Here is a 23,352-nt window from a genome sequence, read left to right as displayed (position 1 = left end):
GGACGTCGCAGAGCAGGCGTTCCACGTCCTCCTGCCGCCGGGCCAGGAAGTCGCCCACCGAAACGTCGGCGAGACTCCAGGTGTGCGTCGAGTTCACCGCGCCGACCTCCACCACGCCCCCGAGCGGGCCGAAGACCTCACGCGCGAGCACGCTCTCCGGAACGGAATAGATCTGTTCTGCCACTACCGTCCGCCTCGCATTTTCCAGAATCGCCCCGTCATGTGCTGAATGATCGCGTCGTCCTCGGGACCGGACACTGCGTGGCTGCCCACCCGGCTGCGGTTTCGTCGGGTCAGGAGCGGGCCGTCGGTGTGGACATGTCCTGCAGGCCCACCACTCGCAGCAGTTCGAGGCGTTCGTGGGAGGCCGTGCCGGGGCGGGCCGTGTGGATGATCAGGCGTTGGTGGGCTTCCGCGCTGAGGAGGACCTCGCAGTCCAGTTCCAGCAGGCCCACGACCGGGTGGAGGAAGCGTTTGGTCGAGGCTCGGCGTATCGCCACCTCGTGGTCCGCCCACAGGGCGGCGAACTCCTCGCTGTGCTCGCGCAGTTCGGCAACCAGTGCGGCCGGTTCGGGGTCGGCCGGGCGGGACGCCGACACCGCGCGCAGGTTGGCCACCTGCTGGCGTGCGTGTTCCTCGCGGTCCTCCGGTGGGAACTGTGCGCGTGCCGACGGGTCGAGGAAGTAGCGGCGGACCATGTTGCGGTAGCGGGCCGGGCGGGCGGACGCGTCGCCCGTCAGCGCCCTTGCCATCGCGTTCTGGGCGAGGACGTCACCCAGGTCCGTGATCACCTGCGCCGGTGCGTCGTGCAGACGGTCCAGGACGAGCAACAGCCCCGGGCGGACGTGGCTCGACGTCGTCTCGTGGCGAGGTGGTTCCTCGTCCGCCAGGTGGAACAGGTGGTCCCGCTCGTCGTCCGTCAGGCGCAGGGCACGAGCCAGCGCCGTCAGCATCTGGCGTGACGGGCGCGGGCCCCGCGACTGCTCCAGACGCGTGTAGTAGTCCACCGACATCCCGGCCAGCGTCGCCACCTCCTCGCGGCGCAGCCCGGGGGTGCGGCGGCGGGCGCCCGGGGTCAGGCCCACGTCGGCCGGGTCGAGGCGGGCGCGGCCGCGGCCGCGGCGCAGGAAGTCGGCGAGTTCGGTCCGGTTCACCTCTCCAGCGTGACCGAGCCCGCCCGGCTTATCCAGGGAGTGCCGGTCCCCTGATCGGAAGGTCTCTCCCGGTGCCCGCGCCGTCGGCCGAAGCCGGCCGGGACTAAAGGAGCACCACCATGCTGACCCTGGTGACCGGACGGCCGGTCCGCCACCGGCAATCGCAGATCCGGGTACCGGAGCACGTACGGCAGCACGCCCACCGCCGTGAACACCGCGCACGCCGCGTACCCGGCCCCGATCCCGCCCGTCGCCGTCGCCAGTCCCGTCCCGACGACCACGCCCAGGATCTGCGCCGCCCCCAACCAGCCGCCCACCGCGCCCCGTTGGAGCCGCGGAACCCGGTCCGGCACCGCGGCCGTCACCGCCGCGAACGCCGCGTTCAGGGTGAGCTGAACCAGGCACCAGCCCAGCGTCATCGTCCACACCCCGCCGGCGTCCGCGAGCAGCAGCAGCAGCGAGAGCGCGCCGCCCGCCGCACAGGCCACGATCCACGGAGTACGGCGGCCCAGGAGCGCGGTCGTGCGGTCCGACAGCGCGCCGAACAGCGGGTTGGCGACCAGCGACACCACCGCGCCCACGCCGGTCACCCAGGCCAGCGTCGTCTCCTTGGACATGCCGGAGCCGGGCGCGAAATCCTCGGCCTGGGAGGCGAGCAGGATCTGCAGCGGGCCGAACCAGCCCACCCAGATGGCCCCGTTGGCGAGCGAGAGCGCGGCCGTCCAGCCCCGGCCCACCGGCTCGACGGGCTCGGCCAGAGCACCGGGGAGCGATTCGGCCGTGGTCATCCCTGCGCCCGCAGCACGTCCCGGAACCAGCGGTACGACGCCTTCGGCGTCCGTTCCAGCGACGAGTAGTCCACGTGGACCAGACCGAACCGGCGCGCATACCCCTCCGCCCACTCGAAGTTGTCGAGCAGCGACCAGACGAAGTAGCCGCGCACGTCCACCCCTGCCTCGACAGCCCGGTGCAATGCCCTTATGTGGCCGTCCAGATAGGCGATCCGGTCCTGGTCGTCGAGGCCCTCGTACGAGCAGCCGTTCTCGGTGATGACGACCGGCGGGAGCCGGTCGCCGTAGCGGTCGCGGAAGCCGGTGAGCAGCTCCGTCAGGGCCTCCGGGACGACCGGCCAGCCGAAGTCGGTCACCGGGCGGTCCTCGATCTCCCGGACGGAGAAGGGGAGTTCGGCCGGGATCGGCAGACCGCCGAACTCGATCTCCGTGCCCTGCGGGGCGCCCACCCGGGTCGGGGCGTAATAGTTGACGCCGTACCAGTCGATCGGCTCGGCGATGACCTCGAGGTCCGACTCGACATCCCCGGGCATCGACTCACCGATGCCTTCGGGGTATTCACCGAGAATGATCGGTTCGGCGAAGAGGCGGTTGAGCAGGAGGTCGTAGAAGGCGGCCGCCTCCATGTCCGCAGGGTCCGGCGAGGCCGCCCACGTCGGCCCGTGCGAGTTGGCGATGCCGATGTCGGCCGCGCCGGCCGCGCGCAGGGCCCGTACCGCCAGGCCGTGGGCGAGGAGCTGGTGGTGGGCCACCGGCAGGGCGTCGAACAGCAGCCGTCGGCCCGGCGCGTGCGCACCCAGCGCGTGACCCAGCAGGGTGTGTTCGGCAGGCTCGTTGAGGGTGATCCACTTGGTGACGCGGTCACCGAGCCGGGTCGCGACCAGCGCCACGTACTCGGCGAACCTCGACGCCGTGTCCCGCTCCAGCCAGTCGAGGCCGAGCGGCAGGTCCCAGTGGAAGAGGGTCGGCACAGGGCGGACGCCCGCCGTGCACAGCTCGTCCACCAGACGGTCGTAGAAGTCCAGGCCCTTCGGGGAGTTCACCCGCGGCCAGGAGACGGAGAAGCGGTACGCGTCCACGCCCAGCCCGGCCAGGAGCGTTACGTCCTCCGGGTAGCGGTGGTAGTGGTCGCAGGCCACCGCCGCCGTCGAGCCGTCCTTCACCCGTCCCGGCTCGGCCGTGAACGCGTCCCACACGGACGGCTCGCGCTCGTCCGCCGCGCCCTCGATCTGGTGCGCCGAGGTCGACACGCCCCACAGGAAACCGGCCGGGAACCGAGGTATCGCGTTCGTCACCATGGGTGGGATCATCTTTACCGACGGTAATGGAAGTCAACGCCCAGGCATGAACCGGAAGTTACGCCCCCTCTTTGAGGACGCGCGTGATGAGCTTGCGCTGTTCCCCGGTCAGCCGCGGGTCCGCCGCGTACACCGTCTTCCCGTCCACAGTGATCTGGTAGCTGAAGCCGTCCGGCACGCCGACGGGGGGCGTGCCCCGGCCGGCGGCCACCGCCTGCTCGGCCAGGGCATGCCACTCATGGGCGTCGGGCCGGCCCGAGGTGTCCACCTCGGCGTACCGCTCGATGCCCGCGAACCCGCCCGTGCGCTTCACCTGAATCCGCATGGGTCCCTGTGTAGTACGGAACTAGGCCGTCCGCACCCCGACCTGCTCCCACGCCTTCAGGACGGCCTGCAGTTCCTCGCCCTCCTGGAAGCGGGCCTTCGCCGCCGCGGCCGTCAGCTTCGCGAAGTCCGCGAAACTCGCCTGCGTCGGCAGCTCGCCGCCGGTCAGCACGTCGTACCAGATCTGCCCGGCCCGCTCCCAGGCGTTGCCGCCGAGGGCGGTCGCGGCCAGGTAGAAGGCGTGGTTGGGGATGCCGGAATTGAGGTGCACGCCGCCGTTGTCGCGGCCGGTCTTCACGTAGTCGTCCATCGTCGCGGGCTGCGGGTCCTTGCCGAGGACGTCGTCGTCGTACGCCGTGCCCGGTGCCTTCATCGAGCGCAGCGCGCTGCCGCTGACGCCCGGCGCGAGCAGGCCGGCGCCGATCAGCCAGTCGGCCTCGGCGGCTGTCTGGCCCAGCGAGTACTGCTTGATCAGCGAGCCGAAGACGTCCGAGAGCGACTCGTTGAGCGCGCCGGGCTGGCCGAAGTAGGTGAGGTTCGCCGTGTACTGGGTGACACCGTGGGTCAGCTCGTGGCCGATGACGTCGACCGGGATGGTGAAGTCGAGGAAGATCTCGTTGTCCCCGTCGCCGAACACCATCTGCTCGCCGTTCCAGAAGGCGTTGTCGTAGTTCTCGCCGAAGTGGACGGTCGCGTCGAGCGGCAGGCCCCCGCCGTCGATGGAGTCGCGGCCGTAGGCCTTCAGATAGAGGTCGAAGGTGGCGCCCAGACCGGCGTATGCGCGGTTCACGGTGGCGTCCTGGCCGGGCTCGGAGCCCTCCGCGCGGACCTTCTCGCCGGGCAGGTCCTGGGTGTGCCCGGCGTCGTAGACCGTGCGGTGCGGCTGATCGGCGGCGGCGCCCGCGGGCGGGGCGGCGGCGGATGCGCCGAGGACCGTGGTCAGGCGGCGGTGGGTGCGCTCGTAGGCGTCGCGCTCCAGGGTCCGGCGGGCGGGGTCGGCCAGGGCGGAGTCCTCGTGCTGGGCGAGCTTGTCGAGGACGTGTGGCGGCACGATGGTGCAGAAGACGGGCTGGAAGCCCCCGTTGGTCGTCATGCCTCGCACCATTGCACTGAGTTACTTTTCTGTCACTACCCGCAACCATGATTGGTGAAATACGGGGATATTCGCCCTGCGCCGGTGGCGGAGAGTGGTATGGCGCACCTTTTTGCCCGGATTATTCTTTTTATCTTTCGGGTCCCGCATACTGATACGGGCCCGCGCATCCGGCGCGGCTCGGCTAGGCTGCGGAGCATCATGCATTTCGGGCTGCTTCTCCTTAGCTGCCGCGGCGAGGGCCTGTAGTCGAGGCCGACTCCCTCCCCGCGGAGCTTGGCGTTGCGTCGTCGGCCGTCCTTCCGGACACGGGAAACACCGGACCACCGGACACCCGCCCTTCTCGAGGAGCCCACGCGATCATGGCGAACCGCCAGCAGCCCAGTTCCATGCCGATCCACAAGTACGGCCGATACGACCAGGTCGACATCCCGGACCGCACCTGGCCCGACAAGCGGATCACCGTCGCCCCCCGCTGGCTCTCCACGGACCTGCGCGACGGCAACCAGGCCCTGATCGACCCCATGTCGCCCGAGCGCAAGCGCCGGATGTTCGACCAGCTGGTCAACATGGGCTACAAGGAGATCGAGGTCGGCTTCCCCGCCTCCGGCCAGACCGACTTCGACTTCGTGCGCTCGATCATCGAGGAAGAGGGCGCGATCCCCGAGGACGTGACGATCTCCGTCCTGACCCAGGCCCGCGAGGACCTGATCGAGCGGACCGTGGAGTCCCTGAAGGGCGCCCGCCGGGCCACCGTCCACCTGTACAACGCCACCGCCCCGGTCTTCCGCCGGGTCGTCTTCCGCGGCTCCAAGGACGACATCAAGCAGATCGCCGTCGACGGCACCCGGCTGGTCATGGAGTACGCCGAGAAGCTGCTGGGCCCGGAGACGGAGTTCGGCTACCAGTACTCGCCGGAGATCTTCACCGACACCGAGCTGGACTTCGCGCTGGAGGTCTGTGAGGCGGTCATGGACGTCTACCAGCCGGGCCCCGGCCGCGAGATCATCCTCAACCTGCCCGCCACCGTCGAGCGCTCCACCCCGTCCACGCACGCGGACCGCTTCGAGTGGATGCACCGCAACCTGTCCCGCCGCGAGTACGTCTGCCTGTCGGTCCACCCGCACAACGACCGCGGTACGGCCGTGGCGGCGGCCGAGCTGGCGCTGATGGCCGGCGCCGACCGCATCGAGGGCTGTCTGTTCGGACAGGGTGAGCGCACCGGCAACGTCGACCTGGTCACCCTGGGCATGAACCTGTTCTCGCAGGGCGTCGACCCGCAGATCGACTTCTCCGACATCGACGAGATCCGTCGTACGTGGGAGTACTGCAACCAGATGGAGGTCCACCCGCGCCACCCGTACGTGGGCGACCTGGTCTACACGTCCTTCTCCGGCTCCCACCAGGACGCCATCAAGAAGGGCTTCGACGCGATGGAGGTCGACGCGGAGGCCAAGGGCGTCACGGTCGACGACCTGGAGTGGGCCGTGCCGTACCTGCCGATCGACCCGAAGGACGTCGGCCGCTCCTACGAGGCCGTCATCCGCGTCAACTCGCAGTCCGGCAAGGGCGGTATCTCCTACGTCCTGAAGAACGACCACAAGCTGGACCTGCCGCGCCGGATGCAGATCGAGTTCTCGAAGCTCATCCAGGCGAAGACGGACGCCGAGGGCGGCGAGATCACGCCGGGCGAGATCTGGACGGTCTTCCAGGACGAATACCTGCCCAACCCCGAGAACCCGTGGGGCCGTATCCAGGTCCGCAAGGGTCAGTCGACCACGGACACCGACGGCGTGGACACGCTGACCGTCGAGGCCACCGTCGACGGTGAGGACACCGTCCTCACCGGCTCCGGCAACGGTCCGATCTCGGCCTTCTTCGACGCCCTGCAGTCCATCGGCGTCGACGTACGCCTGCTGGACTACCAGGAACACACGATGAGCGAGGGCGCCTCCGCGCAGGCCGCCTCCTACATCGAATGTGCGATCGGCGACAAGGTTCTGTGGGGCATCGGCATCGACGCGAACACGACGCGTGCGTCGCTGAAGGCGGTCGTCTCCGCGGTGAACCGCGCGGCCCGCTGACCCCTTCTGACCGGGCATTTCGGGGCCCAGACCGCCGCATGCGGCGGTCTGGGCCCCGTCGGTTATCGGCCACCGGGCCGTAGAGGTCACGGAAAGGTCTCGTCCGGGGTACTGACTCCGCCTCCGTAATGTGGCTAACATCACGCCAGCGCGGCGATGTTGCCGCGGGGCTACGGAGGTGCGACGTGCTGCCAGTACGGGGACGAGACGGCCGTGCCACCAGGGCTGCGCGCTTCCTGGGCATCCGCACCGCATGGACGCCCGGGGGAGACGGCGAGTTCTTCTGCCCGGGCTGCGGAGGCGACCGCAACTACCAGCGGCTGACCGGCCGCCGGCGCTTCACCGTCCTCGGTGTGCCTGTCCTGCCACGCGGCACCACCGGACCCGTGGTCGAGTGTGCGGCATGCCGCCACCACTTCGGCACCGACGTCCTCGACCACCCGACCACCTCCCGCTTCTCCGCGATGCTCCGCGACGCCGTGCACACCGTCGCCCTGGCCGTCCTGGCCGCGGGCGGCAGCTGCGCCCGTACGGCCCTGGAGGCGGCCGTGAGCACCGTCCGCGCGGCCGGGTTCGCCGACTGCAGCGAGGAGCAGCTCGCCGCCCTCGTGGAGGCGCTGGCCGCGGACACCGGCCGGGTGCTCGACCAGCCGTCCGGCGCGGGGCTGGCGATAGAGCTGCACGAGGCCCTCGACCCCCTCGCGCCGCACCTCGCTCCGGCCGGCCGCGAGTCGATCCTTCTCCAGGCCGCCCGCATCGCCCTCGCCGATGCCCCCTACACCCCCGCCGAACGCGACGTCCTCACCACCGTCGGCGCCGCGCTCACCATCTGCTCCGACGACGTGGCCCGGCTGCTGGCCGCCGCGCGTACCCCGTCCTGATACTCCCCGGGGAGTAGTCCGGCCCGGCGAGCGCCCGGCGCAGTACCCCCGAACTCGCCCTCCCGCGCGACGATTCCGGCCCGCCGCACCGGAAGTCTGGACACGCATCCAGACAACCCCGCCGGAGGGAGGGCCCGTTTCCATGGGGGCCGCAGAAACGACACGTACACGACGACGCGCCATCCCCTGGCTGCTGCTCGCACTGTGGATCGGCGTCCTGGCCGTCGTCTCGCCGTTCGCCTCGAAGCTCGGCGACGTCCAGCACGACCGGGTCACCGACTACCTGCCCGCGAGTGCCGACTCCACCCAGGTCGCCAAGATCCAGGACCAGCTGCCCGGCGGCCAGACGACCGAGCTGGTCCTCGTCTACCACCGCGACGGCGGGCTCACCGCCGCCGACCGGCAGACCGCGGCCCGGCAGGTCGAGACCGTCGCCGGGCGGCACGAGCTGACCGGCACCCCGCGGGCCGTGCCGTCCCGCGACGGCACCACCGTCATGTACCCGGTCGCCAGCAACGAGCCGGGCACCGACGAGAAGAAGCGCGACGCCCTCGTCGACGACGTCCGTGGCGTCGCGCACGACCAGGACGGGCTGACCGTCCAGGTCGGCGGTCCCGGCGCCCTGTCCACCGACGCCTCCGACGTCTACCAGTCCCTCGGCGGGCCCCTGCTCTACACGACCGTCGCCGTCGTCGCGATCCTGCTCATCCTCATCTACCGCAGCCCGCTGCTGTGGCTGGTCCCGCTGGTCGTCGTCGGCATGGCCGACTACCTGTCCACGGGCGTCGCCTACGGCCTCCACCAGGCCTTCGGCACGACCGTCTCCGGACAGAGCACCGGCATCATGACCGTCCTGGTCTTCGGCGCCGGCACCGACTACGCCCTGCTGATCGTCTCCCGTTACCGCGAGGAGCTACGGCGCCACGAGCGGCCGTACGACGCGATGCGCGCGGCCCTGCGCGGCTGCGGGCCCGCCGTGCTCGCGTCCTCGGGCACGGTCGCCGCCGGCCTGCTGTGCCTGCTCGCCGCCGACCTCAACTCCAGCCGCGGCATGGGTCCGCTCGGCACGGTCGGCGTACTGTGCGCGCTCGTCGCCATGCTGACGCTGCTGCCCGCGCTGCTCGTCCTGTCCGGCCGCCGCGTGTTCTGGCCGCTCGTGCCCGCGTTCGGCAGCACGCCCAAGGCCCGCCGGTCCCTGTTCGCGGCGATGGGCAGCTCCGCCGGGCGCCGCCCGCTGACCGTCCTCGCCTCCGGCGCCGTCCTGCTGGGCGCGCTCGCGCTGGGCGCCCTGAACCTGCCCGGCACGGTCAAGCAGCAGGACTCCTTCGTCGACAAGCCCGAGTCCGTCGCCGCCCTGGAGACCCTCGCCAAGGCCTACCCCGAGCGGTCCGCGCAGCCCATCGACGTCATCACACCGGCCGACCGGGCAGGCGCCACGCTCACCGCGATCCGCGGCACCCACGGCGTCGCGAGCGCCCAGCAGGGGCGTACCGGGGAGGGCTGGACCGAAATCTCCGTCATCGCCTCGGCCCCGCCCCAGTCCGCGGCCGAGACGGCGACCATCAAGGACCTCCGGGACACCCTGAAGGGCTCCTACGTCGGTGGGCCCAGCGCCCAGCAGATCGACCTCGAGGACACCAACGCACGTGACCGGCTCATCGTCGTGCCGATCGTGCTCGCCTCCGTCCTGCTGATCCTGATCGCCCTGCTGCGCTCCCTGGTGGCGCCGCTGATGCTGGTGGCGGCGGTCGTCGCGGTGTGGGGTGCCGCGCTCGGCATCGGCGGACTGGTGTTCGGCCCGGTCCTCGGCTTCGAGGGCACCGATCCCGGACTCGGCCTGCTGTCCTTCGTGTTCCTGGTCGCCCTCGGCGTCGACTACGGCATCTTCCTCATGCACCGCATGCGCGAGGAGTCGCTGAACGGCGCCGAACCGGCCGCCGCCGCGCTGACCGCCCTGCGCACCACGGGCGGCGTCATCGCCTCCGCCGGGCTCGTCCTGGCCGCCACCTTCGCGGTGCTGACGAACATGGGCCTCGTCCAACTCGTCGAACTGGGCTTCGTCATCGCGGTCGGTGTGCTCCTCGACACCTTCCTCGTCCGCACCTACCTGGTCACCAGCGCGAGCGTGGCGCTCGGCCGCAGGGTCTGGTGGCCGGGGCGGTTGTCCCGGAGGCCTGACCCGGTACGCCCCGAACGGCAGCCCGAGCCCGTGTGAACCGCCGGGCGCCCCTCCCTCCCGGAGGGGCGCCCGCCTGTCGGAAGATGAACCCCGTGCACCCAACCACGACAGCCCTGCGGCCCCACCGCGGCGAGCGGATCATGGCGGCCATCAACCGGGACCCGCTCACGGCGCCGCACCGCACCCGCAACGACGCCGTGCTCGCGGCCGGTGTCGCCGCCCTCGCCACGGCCATCGCGCTCCTCGGCGACGGGGGGCGTGTCCCCGGCGCGGTCGGCTGGATCCTGCTGTTCGCGGCCCATGTGCCGCTCGTGTGGCGACGCACCCGTCCCGTCCTTGCCCTGGCGGCACTGGCGGTCTGCGTGGTGCCGTACCACGCGCTCGACTACAACCACATCGCGCCCACCCCGGCCTCGTACATCGCGCTCTACACGGTCGCCGTCACCGGCCGCCCGCTGCGCACGGTGCTGACCGGCATCATCGTGCTGACCTTGTCCACGAACATCATGCTCACCGTCAACACCCACCAGGCCATCGAAATGCTGCGGGTGTCCGGCTGGGTCATCGCCGTGCTCTTCTTCGGCGTCGACGTCCGCTACTACCGCCAGTACGTCTCCTCCATCGTCGAACGCGCCGAGCGCGCCGAACGCACCCGCGAGGAGGAGGCCCGCCGCCGCGTCGCCGAGGAGCGGCTGCGCATCGCCCGGGACCTGCACGACCTGCTCGCCCACAGCATCACCGTCATCGGCGTCCAGACCTCCGTGGCCGCCCATGTGCTCGCCGCCGACCCGGACCGCCTGGACCGCACGGCCGTGGCCCGGGCCCTCGACGACATCGCCGAGACCTGCCGTACGGCCCGCGGCGAACTCCGCACGACCCTGGAGGTCCTGCGCGACCCCGGCTGCCCCGACAGCCGTGACCCCCTCCCGGGCCTGCACGGTCTGCCCGATCTGGCGGAGACCGCCCGGGCCGCCGGCGCCGAGGTGGACCTGTCCGTCAGCGCCGACGGGGTGCCGCCGGCCGTCGGCGCCGCCGTCTACCGGATCGTGCAGGAGGCGCTCACCAACGCGGTGCGGCACGGCGGCCGGGACGACCTCTCCGTCCGGGTGAGCGTGACCGAACACGACGGCGCCCTCCGCATCCGGGTCACCGACGACGGGGCGGGCCCGACCGCCGGAACCCCCGGCTTCGGGCTGGCCGGCATGCGGGAGAGGGCGCGCAGCGTCGGCGGCACGCTGGACGCCGGCGGACTGCCCCACCAGGGCTTCGAGGTGAGCGCCGTACTGCCCCTGGAGGCGGCCCGATGAGCCCCGTCCGTGTGCTGCTCGCGGACGACCAGACCCTGGTGCGGGCCGCCTTCGCGATGCTCGTCGAGTCGGCCAAGGACATGCAGGTCGTCGGACAGGCCGGCACCGGCCGCGAGGCGGTCGCACTGGCCCGCAGCGAGCGCGCCGACCTCGTCGTGATGGACATCCGCATGCCCGACCTCGACGGCATCGAGGCCACCCGCCTCATCGCCGCCGACGAGGACCTCGCCGGGGTCAGGGTCCTCGTCCTGACCACCTACGACACCGACGAGCACATCGTCGAGGCGTTGCGCGCCGGCGCCTCCGGGTTCCTGGTGAAGGACACCCGTCCGGCCGAACTCCTCGACGCCATCCGGACGGTGGCCGCGGGCGACTCCCTGCTCTCCCCGGGACCCACGGCCCGTCTCATCGCCCGCTTCCTGCGCAGCCCCGCCGCCACCCCGGCGACGGGCGGCCCCGACTGTCTCTCCGACCGGGAGCGCGAGGTGCTCACCCTGGTCGGACGGGGCCTCAACAACACAGAGATCGGCGAGGTGCTGGGCCTGAGCCCGCTCACCGCGAAGACCCACGTCAGCCGGATCATGGGCAAGCTGGGGGCGCGGGACCGGGCGCAACTGGTCATCGTGGCGTACGAGTCGGGGATGGTGACTCCGGGAAACATGTCCGGGTGACCTTTCTGAGCCGCAGCATCCTCACCGCCACCGTGCTTCTCACCCCTCTCACTCCACTCGGCATCGCGCAGACCGCCGTCGCGAGCCCCGGCTGCACCTCCTCCGTGCCCTACGTCGCGGGGCAGGGCGGCTACGACACGTACCGCATCCCCGCCACCGTCACCACGCGCCGCGGCACCGTGCTCGCCTTCGCCGAGGGCCGGCACGACAGCGCGGGCGACACCGGGAACATCGACGTCGTCCTCAGACGCTCCACCGACGGCGGCTGCACCTGGGGCCCGCTCGGCGTCGTGGCCGCGGGCAACGGCGACACCCGCGGCAACCCCGCTCCCGTGGTGGATCCGCGCACCGGCGCCGTCGTGCTCGTCACCTCCTACAACAGCGGTGCCGTGACCGAGGCGCAGATCATGCGCGGCGAGGTCACCCCGGCCCAGAGCCGCCGCGTGTTCGTGCAGCGCAGCTGGGACGACGGACAGCACTTCTCGCGGCCGTACGACATCACGAGCGCCGTGAAGCCGAAGAACTGGCGCTGGTACGCGACCGGCCCCGGGCACGCCGTCGCGCTCACCCGGGGCCCGCACCGGGGCCGCCTGGTCGTCCCCGCCAACCATTCGGCCGCCCCGCCCAAGGGCTCCACCGACACCGGTCAGGAGGCCAAGTACTACGGCGCCCACGCCCTCTACAGCGACAACGGCGGCCGCACCTGGCGGCTCGGCTTCGTCGACTCCTCCTACGACGGGCGCGAGAACGCCAACGAGTCCTCCGCCGCCCAACTCCCCGACGGTCGCCTCTACTTCAGTTCCCGAGACCAGAACGGCACCACCCCCGGCAACCGCCTCGACAGCTACTCGGGAGACGGCGCGCAGACCCTCGACCGCCCCTACGCCGTCCAGCCCACCCTGGACGACGTACCCGTGGTCCAGGGTTCCGTCCTCCAACTCCGTGGCACGAGCGCCCCGTTGCTGTTCTCCGGGCCCTCCGTGCCCACCGCCCGCCAGGCCATGGCCGTGTGGCGCAGCACGGACGGCGGGCGCACGTTCACCAAGGCGCTGACCCTCTCCCAGCAGAAGGCCGCCTACTCCGACCTGGCGCAGGTCGACCACGGCACCGTGGGGATCCTCTACGAGACGGGGACGACCGGGACGTACGACACCATCGAGTTCCGCAGGCTGCCGACGACCTGAGCCAGTGCTGTGACCGGAAAGGTTCACCGGCTCGCGACGCCCGGCACGGCACCTCGCGGCGTTGTCGCGTCACCCGAGTACATCCAGTACGCGGGTGACGCTCCGCCTTGCGAGGCACCGCACCGGACGCCGCGAGCTTCCCGGCAAGCCTTCCCGGCCACAGCACTAGAGCAGCCCGGCGGCCGCCAGGAACTTGCCCACCCGCTCGGTCTCCTCCGCCGACAGCGGGACCTGCGGCTCGGCGGTCGCCGGGCAGTCGATCATGCCGCGCAGCTGCAGTGCCGCCTTGAACGCCCCGAGGGCCGACGAGCTGCCGCCCATCCGCGCCGGGTCCCCGACCCGCACCATGCCGAACAGCGTGCACAGCCGCTCCTGTTCGGCCCGCGCGCCGGCCCAGTCGCCCGCGCGGCACAGCCGGTAGAGGCGGACGTAACCGTGCGGGTCGACGTTGGCGAGACCGGGCACGGCACCGTCGGCGCCCAGCGCCAGCGCCGCGTCGACGAGCAGCTCGGAGCCTGTGAGCACGGCGAAACCGGTGGTGTCCGGGCGGTGCTGGGCGCCGGTGACGACCTCGCGGAAAGCGGCCAGGTCGCCGCTGGAGTCCTTCAGCCCGGCGAGCGCGCCGTCGGAGGCCAGCTCCAGGACCAGCTCGGCGGGGAGCTTGGTGTGGACGGCGACCGGGATGTCGTACGCGACGACCGGGACGGTGCTGCGGGCCGCGATCAGCCGGAAGTGGCGGGCGATCTCGGACGGGTGGGTGCGGGTGTAGAAGGGGGCGGTGACGACGACCGCGTCCGCGCCGGCCGCCGTGGCGTCGGCGACATGGTCGAGGACCCGGGCGGTCGTCATGTCGATCGCGCCCGCCAGGACGGGCAGCTGACCGGCGACATGGCCGGTCACCGTCTCGGTGACCAGCCTGCGCTGCCGGTCCGTCAGATAGGCGGCCTCGGAGGTCGAGCCGAGCACGAACAGCCCGTGCACCCCCGCCTCCACCAGCTGGTCCACCAGCCTGATCAGCGAGGGGACGTCCACTTCGCGGTCCGGGGTCAGGGGCGTGCAGACGGGCGGGACGACACCGGTCAGCGGGGTGGGAAACGTCATCAGGGCTCCCTGGGAAGACTCTGGCGAACCAGGTCGCGGGTCGACTGGTCCTCCTCCACAGGATGGTGACAACGGTAGCGATGTTCTGGGCGCGACGCGACCGAAAAGTCCGGCATGACGGTTGTGCACACTTCGTCCGCCTTCCAGCAGCGGGTGCGGAACGGGCAGCCGCTGGGCGGCCGGGTCGCCGACGGCACCGGCCCCGTCAGCGGGATCGGGTCGATCGGGTCGAGCAGACCGGGCGTCGCGGAGAACAGGGCGCGGGTGTACGGATGGCGGGCCTGGTCCGTCACCCGGTCGGCCGGGGTCTCCTCGACGATCCGGCCCAGGTACATGGTGATCACGCGGTCGCTCATCCGCCGTACGGTCTGGATGTCGTGCGAGACGAACACCAGGGCAAGGCCCAGTCGCTCCTTCAGGTTGAGCAGGAGGTTGAGGATCTGGGCGCGCACGGACACGTCCAGGGCGCTCGTCGGCTCGTCGGCGACCACGAGATCGGGGTCGAGCGCCAGCGCGCGGGCGATGGCGACGCGCTGTCGCTGACCGCCGGAGAGCTGCCCGGGCAGGGCGTCGGCAAGCGCCCTCGGCAGGCCGACCAGGGCCATCAACTCCCGTACCCGCTCGTCCCGTCGAGCCTTGGAACCGTGATGGTGGACGTCCAGTGGGTCGCGCAGGATCCGTCGCACCGGCAGCCGGCGGTTCAGGGCCGTCGCCGGGTCCTGGAAGATCATCCCGGTGCTAGCGCCCACGGTCGCCCGGCGCTCGGCAGGTGGCAGGGACCACAGGTCGCGACCGTGGAAGGTCACCGTCCCGGCCGCCGGCCGCTGGATGCCCACCAGCACCTTCGCCAGCGTCGACTTCCCGCATCCCGACTCACCGACCACCCCGACCGTCTCCCCGGGCGCCACGGCGAGATCGGCGCCGGTCAGGGCGTACACCCGGTCCCGGGTGAACACCCCGCCGGTGCGGGCCCTGTGGACGACATGGGCGCCGGAGACCTCGACGACGGCGTTCACTTCACGGCCTCGCTCTCGGTCGTCACCAGGTCCACCGCCGGATGGTGGCAGGCCGCCGTGTGCGTGCGGGTACCGGCCAGGGCGGGGGCCGTCGTCCGGCACACCTCGCTCGCCGCCGTGCAGCGGTCGGCGAAACGGCAGCCCGCCGGGAAGTCGGCCGGGGAGGGGACGACGCCCCGGATCTGCGTCATGCGCTCGGCCGCCGACTCCAGCGACAGCACGCTGCCGAGCAGACCGCGCGTGTAGTGGTGGGCCGGCGCCGCCACCAGATCGGCGGTGACGCCCGTCTCCACGATCTGCCCGCCGTACATCACCACCACCCGGTCGGTGACGTCCGCGACCAGTGCCAGATCGTGCGAGACCAGGATCAGCGCGAAGCCCAGCTCCTCGCGCAGCCTCAGCAGCAGCTCCATGACCTGCGCCTGCACGGTGACGTCCAGGGCGGTCGTCGGCTCGTCGGCGACGATCAGCTTCGGGTCCCGGGACAGGGCCATGGCGATCAGCACCCGCTGGCGCTGGCCGCCGGAGAGTTCGTGCGGATAGCTGCGCAGGGTGCGCTCGGGGTCGAGGCCGACCAGGGTGAGCAGTTCCTGCGGACTGCGACGGCCGCCGCGCCGCACCAGTTGCCCCAGCTGGGCGCGGATGGTCATCGCCGGGTTCAGAGAGGACAGGGCGTCCTGGTAGACCATCGCCATCTCGTGGCCGAGCAGCCGCCGCCGCACACGCATCGGCTCCGCCAGCAGGTCCCGCTGGTTGAAGCGGACCTGGCCCCGGACGCGGGCGTTCCTCGGCTGCAGCCCCATGATCGTCAGCGCGGTCAGCGACTTGCCGCAGCCCGATTCGCCCACCAGGCCCAGGACCTCACCGGGGCGCACCTCGAAGCTGATCCCGTCGACGATGTCCACCCCCCGGTGCCGGCCCTCGAAGCCGATGGCGAGGTTCTCCACCGCGAGCACCGGCTGCCCGTCCGCGTCCGGCAGCGGCCGGGCCCGCGAGCGCAGCCGCTGGGCCGCCCGGTCCAGGCCGGGCAGCTGGATCACCTCACCGCTGCTCGGCTCCGGCGCCTCCAGCCGGTCCTCCTCGGGCGCCGCCGCCACCTCACGGGCCGCCGGAGCCGCCCACGCGTCCGAGACGCCCTCGGAGAGGATGTTCAGCGACAGGACGGTGATCAGCATCAGCAGCCCGGGGAAGACGGTCGCCCACCAGCCGCCGGTCAGCACCATGTTCTTGCCGTCCGCGATGACACTGCCCCACGACGGGTCCGGCGGCCGTACACCGGCGCCGATGAAGGACAGCGACGCCTCGAAGACGATGGCCTCGGCGACCTGCACCGTGCAGAACACCAGCACCGGGGCCGCGCAGTTGATCGCCACGTGCCGCAGCACGATGTGCGGGGTGCGGGCGCCGATGACCCGTTCCGCCGTGACGTAGTCCTCGCCGTACTGATCCAGCACGTTCGCCCGGACGACCCGGGCCGTCGGCGGCGTGAACAGGAACGCGATGGCGCAGATCAGTACGGTGATGCCGCCGCCGAACACCGCGACCAGCACGGCGGCCAGCGCGATGCCCGGAAACGCCATCACCACGTCGAGACAGCGCATCAACGTCTCGTCGACGGCCTTGCGCGAGGTCGCGGCCACCGCACCGATCAGCGCTCCCACCACCAGCGCGAGCGCGGTCGCGCCGAGCCCGATGGCGAGGGACCAGCGGGCCCCGTACATCAGCCGGCTGAGGATGTCCCGGCCGAGGCTGTCCTGCCCCATCCAGTGCTCGGCGGACGGATGCCCGGTGCCGTCCACCGGGGGCTGCTGGTCGAGCGGGTCGTCGGGGGAAAGGACCGGCGCCAGCAGGGCCGTCAGCACGACGACGGCCAGGAAGCAGACGGCCGCCTTCGACAGCGGCGGCAGCCTGCGCCAGCCGAGCAGCCGGACGCCGGGCCGGGAGAGCCGCGCGGTGAGCTCCTTGCGCGTGACCATCACGTCGCCTCCCGCAGCCTTGGATTGACCAGCAGATAGAGGATGTCGATGACGAGGTTGACCACCACGAACCCGGCCGCTGTCGTCAGCACGACCCCCTGGACGACCGCCGGATCACCGTTCTGCACGGCGTCGATCATCAGCTTGCCCATGCCCGGCAGCGAGAAGATCGTCTCGATGACGACGGCCCCGCCCAGCAGATAGCCGACCCGCAGACCGAGCACGGTGAGCGGATTCATGAGGGCGTTCCTGAGCACGTTCCGCCCGACGACCACCCGCGGCGGCAACCCGCTCCCGATCGCCGTGCGGACGTAGTCCTTGTCCAGCTCCTCCACCACGGACGTCCGCACGATCCGGGTGAGCTGCGCCGCCACCGGCAGCGACAGCGCGAGCGCCGGCAGGGTCATCGCCCTGAGCCAGCCGGTGAACGAGTCGGCCGGGTTGATGTAGCCGCCGGTCGGGAACCAGCCGCGGTCCACCGCCAGGTACTGGATCATCAGCAGCGCGAGCCAGAAGCCGGGCGCGGCGACCCCGGTCAGGGACACGACCCGGATGATCTGGTCGGGCAGCCGGTCCCGGTAGATCGCCGCGGTGACCCCGCCGATCAGCGCCAGCACCACCGCGACGGCCAGGCCCAGGAAGGTGAGCTGGAGGGTGAGCGGCAGCGCGGTGGTGACCTGGTCGACGACCGGCGCCCGGGTCAGGGCACTGGTGCCCAGGTCGCCGTGGAGCAGGTCGCCGACGAAGTGGACGTAGCGCACCGGGAGCGGGTCGAGCAGCCCGTTGCGCTCCCGGAAGTCGTGCAGTTGCCGGGGTGTCGGATTGGCGCCCTGGAAGAACGCGGACGCCGGGTCGACGTCCGAGAACCGCATCACCAGGAAGACGAACAGCACGATGCCGAGCATCAGCGGCACCAGCAGGGCGAGGCGGCGCAGCAGGATCCTGACGACGGTGGTCATGCCGTCAGGTCCACTTGGCCTGGAGGAGGTTGATGCCGGGATACGGCTGTGCCCTTATGCCGGTGAGCTTCTTCGGGTCCCAGGCGGTCATCAGCTCGTTGTGGACGACCGGGTAGAGCACGGCCTGCTCGGCGACGACGTCGATGTAGTCCTGGATCATCGTCTTCTTCTTCTCCGGGTCCGGCTCCCGGGTGGCCCGGTCCATGTCCTTGAAGAGCGCCTTGGCGACCGGGTCACCGGCCCACCGGGTGTACTGCATCCAGAGGTTGGTGGGCCCGTAGTTGTAGTGCATGATCAGGTCGGCGTCGAGGCCGAACTGGTTGGGGTTCGAGGCGGCGGCGACCACCTGGTAGTCCTGCTTCTGGTCCATCTTGGTGAAGACGGCCGTGGTCTCCTGCGGGGACAGTGTCGTCTCGACACCGATCGCATCCCACGACGCCTTGATGGTGGGCAGACAGTCGACGATCCAACTGACGTTGTTGGCAAGAATGTTGATCTTCAGATTCGTGACCCCCGCTGCCTTCAGCAGCGCCTTCGCCTTGTCGGGGTCGTAGTCGTAGACCGTCTTGGCCCGCCGGTAGGAGGGGTTGCCCTCGTTGAGGAAGGACGACGACGGCTTCCCGTGCCCCTTCAGCGCGACCTCGACCATCTTCCCGGTGTCGATCGCGTAGTGCAGCGCCTGCCGCACCCGCACGTCGTCGAAGGGCTTGTGCTTCGTGTTGAACATCAGGAACAGGTTGTTCATGCCGGCCCCGCCCGCGACCGACAGCCCGCCCTGCTCAAGACGCGTGATGTTGGCGTACGGGATGTTGTCGGCGATCTGCGCGCCCGCGCCGGACCCGGAGATCTTGGCGACGCGCGGCGCGGCATCGACGATCGTCAGCCAGTTCATCTTCTTGAACGCGGCCTTGCGCGGCCCGTTGTAGGCCTCGAACGCCTCGAAGGTGGTGTTCGACTTCGGGTGGTGCGCGGTCTGCCGGTACGGCCCCGAGCCGACCGCCTTGCCCTTGATCGCGTCGTCCCAGGCACCCGGTTGCGAGAACACGTGCTTCGGCATGATCTTCGCGAGGGTGAGCCGGGAGACCCCGTCCGGGAAGGGGAACTTGAGCTCCAGCTCGACGGTCTGCGCGTCGACCTTCCGGACCTCCTTCAGCCAGCTCTCGAAGAACCCCTTGGCGAGGGTCTGCGTGTTCGGGTCGAGGATCCGGTCGAAGACGAACACGACGTCGTCGGCGGTGACGGGCTTGCCGTCGTGGAAGGTGGCGCCGGGCCGCAGCGTGAACTTCCAGGTGGTGGCGTTGAGGTCGGCGGGCACCTGGGTGGCCAGCGCCGCGTACGGCTCGCGCGAGATCGGGTCGGTGTCGAGCAGGCCCTCGTAGATATGGTTGTTGGCTGCCATGCAGAACGCGGACGCGGTCTGTGTCGGGTCCCAGCTGCCGTCGTTGCCGTACCCGATCACGGCGGTCAGCGTCCGGTCCTGGCCGTTCCCTCCGCCGCCGGTGTCGTTCGTCGACTCCGGCCCGGACGAGCAGGCCGCCAGCGACGAGGACAGGGCGGCCGCCGCGCCCAGGGCACCGGTGTACTTCAGGAACGACCGGCGGTGCAGCGCCGGAACGTCGCGGGTCACGTCGCGGATCACGTCGTCGCGCACGATTCCTCCAACAAGGTGGGTGAGGAGATACGACGTCCTACGTCCTGCGGTCAGCGCGACCATAAGAGGGCCCACGGGGGTGGTCAAGGGATCGCACACGAATGGCGTAGCCGCCAGAGGTCGCACCAATGGCGTAGCGAAATGGCGGGAGTTGGCCCTGGTCGGGTCGGGAGATAGGACGTAGGACGTCCGCTGCGCGTACGATGCGGCGCATGTCCGCCGGGGAGCCCAGGAACAACCGGATACAACGCGCGGTCGTCCAGCTGATCCTCGACCGCGGCCTCGGTCCCGGTGCGCCCCTGCCCACCGAGGCGGAGCTGATGGAGGACCTCGGCGTCAGCCGCAACTCCGTCCGCGAGGCACTCAAGGCGCTCCAGGCCCTCGACATCGTCGAGATCCGGCACGGCTACGGCACGTACGTCGGCCAGGCGTCCCTGACCCCGCTGGTCGACGGCCTCACCTTCCGCACCCTCACCCGGCACGCCGACGACCCCGGGGCGCTGGCCGAGATCCTCCAGGTCCGGGAGGTGCTGGAGGAGGGGCTGATCCGCCGGGTCGCGACGACGGTGACGGAGGCGGAGCTGGACCGGCTGGAAGCGGTGGTCACCCGCATGGAACTGGCCGGCCGCGCGGGTCGCCCGTTTCCCGAACTGGACCACCAGTTCCACGAGTTGCTCTACGTCTCGCTGGGTAACGCCCTCGTCCCCCAGCTCCTCGGCGCCTTCTGGACGGTGTTCCGCCGCGTCGCGGGCGCCCGCGGCTGGACGGCGGACCCGGCCCCCGACGTGACCGTCCGCCGCCACCGCGACATCGTGACGGCCCTGCGCGCCCGTGACGCGGCGGGCGCGCAGCAGGCGATGGCGGTCCACTTCCGGGGCATAGAGGCACGGGCGGTACGGGGGTCGTGGGGGGTGGGCTGAGAATGGGCCGATGGTGAGCGTGCGCGAGGAGCCGTGGGAGGAGGGCGGTCCGGGCGTGCTGCGGCTGCCGTCGGGCCGGCTGGTACGGGGCCGGGGCCTGCGCCGCCCGCTCGAGCCCGGGGCGCCGACCCCGTCGTACGGCCTCTACCTCCTGGGCCACCGCCCTCCGCCCGTCCCCTGGGAGTCGGCCTGGCTCCGCTGGCCGGACTTCCGCCTCCCGACGGACCGCGCGTCCGCCCGCTCCCTGCTCACCGAGGCATGGAGACGAGCGGCGACGGACCGCGTGGAGCTCGCCTGTGGAGGCGGCCGGGGCCGCACCGGGACGGCACTGGCCTGTCTGGCGGTCCTGGACGGGGTACCGCCCGAGGAGGCGGTGGCCTTCGTACGGCGCGGCTACGACCGGCGGGCGGTGGAGACGCCGTGGCAGCGGAGGTATGCGCGGGGGTTCGGGGAGCCGGGATTGCGGTGAGGGCGCCCGGAAGACGGCCCCCGCCCCCACGCCTCGGCCGTGCGGGCAGAATGGGGACATGAGTCTGTTCCGCGACGACGGCATCGTGCTGCGCACCCAGAAGCTGGGTGAGGCGGACCGGATCATCACGCTGCTCACCCGGGGACACGGGCGTGTGCGGGCCGTGGCACGGGGCGTGCGCCGGACCAAATCCAAGTTCGGGGCCCGGCTCGAGCCCTTCTCCCACGTCGACGTGCAGTTCTTCGCGCGGGGGAGCGAGCTGGTCGGGCGCGGGCTCCCGCTCTGCACGCAGAGCGAGACCATCGCGCCGTACGGCGGCGGGATCGTCAGCGACTACGCCCGCTACACCGCCGGGACCGCCATGCTGGAGGCCGCCGAGCGGTTCACGGACCACGAGGGCGAGCCGGCGGTGCAGCAGTACCTGCTCCTCGTCGGCGCCCTGCGCACCCTCGCCCGCGGTGAGCACGCGCCGCACCTCGTCCTGGACGCGTTCCTGCTCCGCTCACTCGCCGTCAACGGCTACGCCCCCAGCTTCGGTGACTGTGCCAAGTGCGGCATGCCCGGACCGAACCGCTTCTTCTCGGTCGCCTCCGGCGGCTCCGTGTGCGTGGACTGCCGGGTGCCCGGCAGCGTCGTACCGTCGCCGCAGACCCTCGTCCTCCTCGGCGCGCTGCTTACGGGAGACTGGGAGACCGCGGACGCGTGCGAGCCGCGGTACGTCCGGGAGGGCAGCGGGCTGGTGTCCGCCTACCTGCACTGGCATCTGGAGCGCGGGCTGCGCTCGCTCAGGTACGTGGAAAAGTCGTAAGCACAGTCGTAAGCACCACAGAGGAGACGAGAAGCACATGGTGGTACGCGGGATCCTGGGGCGCCAGCGCCGCGAGTACAAGACGCCGGAGCCGCACCCGTCCGGCGCCCGCGCGCCGAAGCTCCCCGGCGAGCTGGTCCCGAACCACGTGGCGATCGTCATGGACGGGAACGGGCGCTGGGCCAAGGAGCGCGGGCTGCCGCGCACCGAGGGGCACAAGGTCGGCGCCGAGCGGGTGCTTGACGTCCTCCAGGGCTCGATCGAGGTCGGCGTCCGCAACATCTCCCTGTACGCCTTCTCCACCGAGAACTGGAAGCGCTCGCCCGACGAGGTGCGCTTCCTGATGAACTTCAACCGCGACTTCATCCGCAAGACCCGGGACCAGCTCGACGAACTCGGCATCCGGGTGCGCTGGGTGGGCCGGATGCCCAAGCTGTGGAAGTCGGTCGCCAAGGAGCTCCAGGTCGCCCAGGAGCAGACCAGGGACAACGACCTGCTCACGCTGTACTTCTGCATGAACTACGGCGGCCGCGCCGAGATCGCCGACGCGGCGCAGGCGCTGGCGGAGGACGTGAAGGCGGGGCGGCTGGACCCCGCGAAGATCACCGAGAAGACCGTCCAGAAGTACCTGTACTACCCGGACATGCCGGACGTCGACCTGTTCCTGCGGCCCAGTGGTGAGCAGCGCACGTCCAACTACCTTCTGTGGCAGAGCGCGTACGCCGAGATGGTCTTCCAGGACGTCCTGTGGCCCGACTTCGACCGCCGCGACCTGTGGCGGGCCTGCCTCGAATTCGCCTCCCGCGACCGTCGCTTCGGCGGAGCCGTACCCAACGAGGAGCTGCTGAAGATGGAGGCGGAGATGAAGGGCCGCATCGACAACTGACCACCAGGGCAGGCACCCGCGCCCCCGAAGGGCGCGGGGCAGTGTCCGTATGCGGCTCCGCCGCGTGGGCGCGATCAGCCCACGACAGCCGGCAGCCCGAAACGGTCGGGTAGCTCCACGGCGCTCACGACCCGGTCAATCCGGCGCAGCAGTCCGCGCACGTGCCGAAGATCTCCACCGTGTGGGCCACGTTGACGTAGCCGTGTTCCGTCGCGATCGACTCCGCCCACTTCTCCACGGCGGGACCCTCGACCTCGACCGCCTTGCCGCACACGCGGCACACGAGGTGGTGGTGGTGTTCGCCGCTGGAGCAGCGGCGGTAGACGGACTCGCCGTCGGACGTGCGCAGGACGTCGACCTCGCCGGCGTCGGCGAGGGACTGGAGGGTGCGGTAGACCGTCGTCAGGCCGACCGAGTCGCCCTTGTGCTTCAGCATGTCGTGCAGGTCCTGTGCGCTGCGGAACTCGTCGACCTCGTCGAGGGCCGCAGCCACGGCGGCACGCTGCCGGGTGGAGCGGCCCTTCACGGGCGGTCCAGCGCTCGTCACCGTTGCCTCCTCACGTCTGCGTCTGGTGGGCCATTCTGCCAGCCCGGACTGTG

General features: G+C 71.2%; 20 protein-coding genes and 1 pseudogene. 10 read left to right on the top strand and 11 right to left on the bottom strand.

The annotated features are described in order from the left end of the window. Window positions 1–293: 293 nt before the first annotated feature. From IEZ19_RS12275 to IEZ19_RS12255, 5 genes and pseudogenes are all read right to left on the bottom strand, one after another. Entirely contained in the window at window positions 294–1,154 is an 861-nt protein-coding gene (locus IEZ19_RS12275) for a helix-turn-helix transcriptional regulator (RefSeq protein WP_189311169.1), read from the bottom strand. A 98-nt stretch (window positions 1,155–1,252) separates the two neighbouring features. Next, window positions 1,253–1,942 (bottom strand): annotated as a pseudogene (locus IEZ19_RS12270) (MFS transporter); the annotation flags it as partial. After that, entirely contained in the window at window positions 1,939–3,255 is a 1,317-nt protein-coding gene (locus IEZ19_RS12265) for a GH1 family beta-glucosidase (RefSeq protein WP_189311168.1), read from the bottom strand. The pseudogene IEZ19_RS12270 and the gene IEZ19_RS12265, both read right to left, overlap by 4 nt. Window positions 3,256–3,301: 46 nt before the next feature. Next, window positions 3,302–3,568, bottom strand: coding sequence for a protealysin inhibitor emfourin (locus tag IEZ19_RS12260; protein ID WP_189311167.1), 267 nt, complete (start codon window positions 3,566–3,568; stop codon window positions 3,302–3,304). A gap of 21 nt (window positions 3,569–3,589) precedes the next feature. Further along, entirely contained in the window at window positions 3,590–4,660 is a 1,071-nt protein-coding gene (locus IEZ19_RS12255) for a M4 family metallopeptidase (RefSeq protein WP_189311166.1), read from the bottom strand. Between the two features lie 362 nt (window positions 4,661–5,022). Between IEZ19_RS12255 and leuA the strand changes: the two genes are divergently transcribed. The 6 genes from leuA (at window position 5,023) to IEZ19_RS12225 (ending at window position 12,966) form a co-directional block, all read left to right on the top strand. Further along, a complete protein-coding gene (gene leuA / locus IEZ19_RS12250) occupies window positions 5,023–6,744 on the top strand; it encodes a 2-isopropylmalate synthase (RefSeq protein WP_189311165.1) in 1,722 nt (573 codons plus the stop codon). Between the two features lie 185 nt (window positions 6,745–6,929). After that, entirely contained in the window at window positions 6,930–7,625 is a 696-nt protein-coding gene (locus IEZ19_RS12245; RefSeq protein ID WP_189311164.1) for a TerB family tellurite resistance protein, read from the top strand. Window positions 7,626–7,767: 142 nt separating this feature from the next. Next, complete coding sequence (locus IEZ19_RS12240) at window positions 7,768–9,840, top strand: MMPL family transporter (protein ID WP_189311163.1); 2,073 nt, start codon at window positions 7,768–7,770, stop codon at window positions 9,838–9,840. A 47-nt stretch (window positions 9,841–9,887) separates the two neighbouring features. Next, window positions 9,888–11,111 carry a sensor histidine kinase gene (locus IEZ19_RS12235; RefSeq protein ID WP_189311162.1) on the top strand — a complete coding sequence of 408 codons (1,224 nt, stop codon included), beginning with the start codon at window positions 9,888–9,890 and terminating at the stop codon, window positions 11,109–11,111. Then, complete coding sequence (locus tag IEZ19_RS12230; RefSeq protein WP_189311161.1) at window positions 11,108–11,782, top strand: response regulator transcription factor; 675 nt, start codon at window positions 11,108–11,110, stop codon at window positions 11,780–11,782. The genes IEZ19_RS12235 and IEZ19_RS12230 overlap by 4 nt, the downstream gene beginning before the upstream one ends. Further along, window positions 11,779–12,966: a sialidase family protein gene (locus IEZ19_RS12225; RefSeq protein WP_189311160.1), complete on the top strand. Its 1,188-nt coding sequence runs from the start codon at window positions 11,779–11,781 to the stop codon at window positions 12,964–12,966. The genes IEZ19_RS12230 and IEZ19_RS12225 overlap by 4 nt, the downstream gene beginning before the upstream one ends. Before the next feature lie 165 nt (window positions 12,967–13,131). Here the strand turns inward: IEZ19_RS12225 and IEZ19_RS12220 are convergent, their stop codons facing one another. The 5 genes from IEZ19_RS12220 to IEZ19_RS12200 are packed head-to-tail and all read right to left on the bottom strand — an operon-like array spanning window position 13,132 to window position 19,654. Continuing rightward, window positions 13,132–14,067 (bottom strand): dihydrodipicolinate synthase family protein, encoded by a 936-nt coding sequence (locus IEZ19_RS12220; protein WP_189311159.1) that lies wholly within the window; start codon window positions 14,065–14,067, stop codon window positions 13,132–13,134. Continuing rightward, entirely contained in the window at window positions 14,067–15,083 is a 1,017-nt protein-coding gene (locus IEZ19_RS12215) for an ABC transporter ATP-binding protein (RefSeq protein WP_189311158.1), read from the bottom strand. The genes IEZ19_RS12220 and IEZ19_RS12215 overlap by 1 nt, the downstream gene beginning before the upstream one ends. Further along, a complete protein-coding gene (locus tag IEZ19_RS12210; protein ID WP_189311157.1) occupies window positions 15,080–17,059 on the bottom strand; it encodes a dipeptide/oligopeptide/nickel ABC transporter permease/ATP-binding protein in 1,980 nt (659 codons plus the stop codon). The genes IEZ19_RS12215 and IEZ19_RS12210 overlap by 4 nt, the downstream gene beginning before the upstream one ends. Beyond that, entirely contained in the window at window positions 17,059–18,018 is a 960-nt protein-coding gene (locus IEZ19_RS12205; protein ID WP_189311156.1) for an ABC transporter permease, read from the bottom strand. The genes IEZ19_RS12210 and IEZ19_RS12205 overlap by 1 nt, the downstream gene beginning before the upstream one ends. Window positions 18,019–18,022: 4 nt before the next feature. Next, window positions 18,023–19,654 carry an ABC transporter substrate-binding protein gene (locus tag IEZ19_RS12200; protein ID WP_189311270.1) on the bottom strand — a complete coding sequence of 544 codons (1,632 nt, stop codon included), beginning with the start codon at window positions 19,652–19,654 and terminating at the stop codon, window positions 18,023–18,025. 218 nt (window positions 19,655–19,872) lie between these two features. Between IEZ19_RS12200 and IEZ19_RS12195 the strand changes: the two genes are divergently transcribed. Genes IEZ19_RS12195 through IEZ19_RS12180 form a run of 4 tightly spaced genes read left to right on the top strand, consistent with a single transcriptional unit; the run spans window position 19,873 to window position 22,752 of the window. Further along, a complete protein-coding gene (locus IEZ19_RS12195; protein WP_189311155.1) occupies window positions 19,873–20,589 on the top strand; it encodes a FadR/GntR family transcriptional regulator in 717 nt (238 codons plus the stop codon). 10 nt (window positions 20,590–20,599) lie between these two features. After that, window positions 20,600–21,058 carry a phosphatase domain-containing protein gene (locus IEZ19_RS12190; protein WP_189311154.1) on the top strand — a complete coding sequence of 153 codons (459 nt, stop codon included), beginning with the start codon at window positions 20,600–20,602 and terminating at the stop codon, window positions 21,056–21,058. Between the two features lie 58 nt (window positions 21,059–21,116). After that, complete coding sequence (gene recO / locus IEZ19_RS12185; RefSeq protein ID WP_189311153.1) at window positions 21,117–21,866, top strand: DNA repair protein RecO; 750 nt, start codon at window positions 21,117–21,119, stop codon at window positions 21,864–21,866. A 37-nt stretch (window positions 21,867–21,903) separates the two neighbouring features. Then, entirely contained in the window at window positions 21,904–22,752 is an 849-nt protein-coding gene (locus tag IEZ19_RS12180) for an isoprenyl transferase (RefSeq protein ID WP_189311152.1), read from the top strand. 124 nt (window positions 22,753–22,876) lie between these two features. On the opposite strand, the gene IEZ19_RS12175 is transcribed toward IEZ19_RS12180, so the two are convergent. Next, window positions 22,877–23,299 (bottom strand): Fur family transcriptional regulator, encoded by a 423-nt coding sequence (locus IEZ19_RS12175; RefSeq protein WP_189311151.1) that lies wholly within the window; start codon window positions 23,297–23,299, stop codon window positions 22,877–22,879. Between the last annotated feature and the right edge of the window lie 53 nt (window positions 23,300–23,352).

It is taken from the genome of Streptomyces brasiliensis (assembly GCF_014647875.1).
Classification (GTDB): domain Bacteria; phylum Actinomycetota; class Actinomycetes; order Streptomycetales; family Streptomycetaceae; genus Streptomyces; species Streptomyces brasiliensis.
The sequence above is the reverse complement of the archived record's forward strand: the minus strand, read 5'-3'. Positions and strand labels throughout refer to the sequence as shown.

What these genes read in the sequence shown, in the direction of transcription:
- IEZ19_RS12265 (WP_189311168.1), bottom strand. Translation starts at nt 3,255, where the DNA reads ATGATCCCACCCATGGTGACGAACGCGATACCTCGGTTCCCGGCCGGT.
- IEZ19_RS12260 (WP_189311167.1), bottom strand. Translation starts at nt 3,568, where the DNA reads ATGCGGATTCAGGTGAAGCGCACGGGCGGGTTCGCGGGCATCGAGCGG.
- IEZ19_RS12255 (WP_189311166.1), bottom strand. Translation starts at nt 4,660, where the DNA reads ATGACGACCAACGGGGGCTTCCAGCCCGTCTTCTGCACCATCGTGCCG.
- leuA (WP_189311165.1), top strand. Translation starts at nt 5,023, where the DNA reads ATGGCGAACCGCCAGCAGCCCAGTTCCATGCCGATCCACAAGTACGGC.
- IEZ19_RS12240 (WP_189311163.1), top strand. Translation starts at nt 7,768, where the DNA reads ATGGGGGCCGCAGAAACGACACGTACACGACGACGCGCCATCCCCTGG.
- IEZ19_RS12235 (WP_189311162.1), top strand. Translation starts at nt 9,888, where the DNA reads ATGAACCCCGTGCACCCAACCACGACAGCCCTGCGGCCCCACCGCGGC.
- IEZ19_RS12230 (WP_189311161.1), top strand. Translation starts at nt 11,108, where the DNA reads ATGAGCCCCGTCCGTGTGCTGCTCGCGGACGACCAGACCCTGGTGCGG.
- IEZ19_RS12220 (WP_189311159.1), bottom strand. Translation starts at nt 14,067, where the DNA reads ATGACGTTTCCCACCCCGCTGACCGGTGTCGTCCCGCCCGTCTGCACG.
- IEZ19_RS12210 (WP_189311157.1), bottom strand. Translation starts at nt 17,059, where the DNA reads ATGGTCACGCGCAAGGAGCTCACCGCGCGGCTCTCCCGGCCCGGCGTC.
- IEZ19_RS12205 (WP_189311156.1), bottom strand. Translation starts at nt 18,018, where the DNA reads ATGACCACCGTCGTCAGGATCCTGCTGCGCCGCCTCGCCCTGCTGGTG.
- IEZ19_RS12195 (WP_189311155.1), top strand. Translation starts at nt 19,873, where the DNA reads ATGCGGCGCATGTCCGCCGGGGAGCCCAGGAACAACCGGATACAACGC.
- IEZ19_RS12190 (WP_189311154.1), top strand. Translation starts at nt 20,600, where the DNA reads ATGGTGAGCGTGCGCGAGGAGCCGTGGGAGGAGGGCGGTCCGGGCGTG.
- recO (WP_189311153.1), top strand. Translation starts at nt 21,117, where the DNA reads ATGAGTCTGTTCCGCGACGACGGCATCGTGCTGCGCACCCAGAAGCTG.
- IEZ19_RS12180 (WP_189311152.1), top strand. Translation starts at nt 21,904, where the DNA reads ATGGTGGTACGCGGGATCCTGGGGCGCCAGCGCCGCGAGTACAAGACG.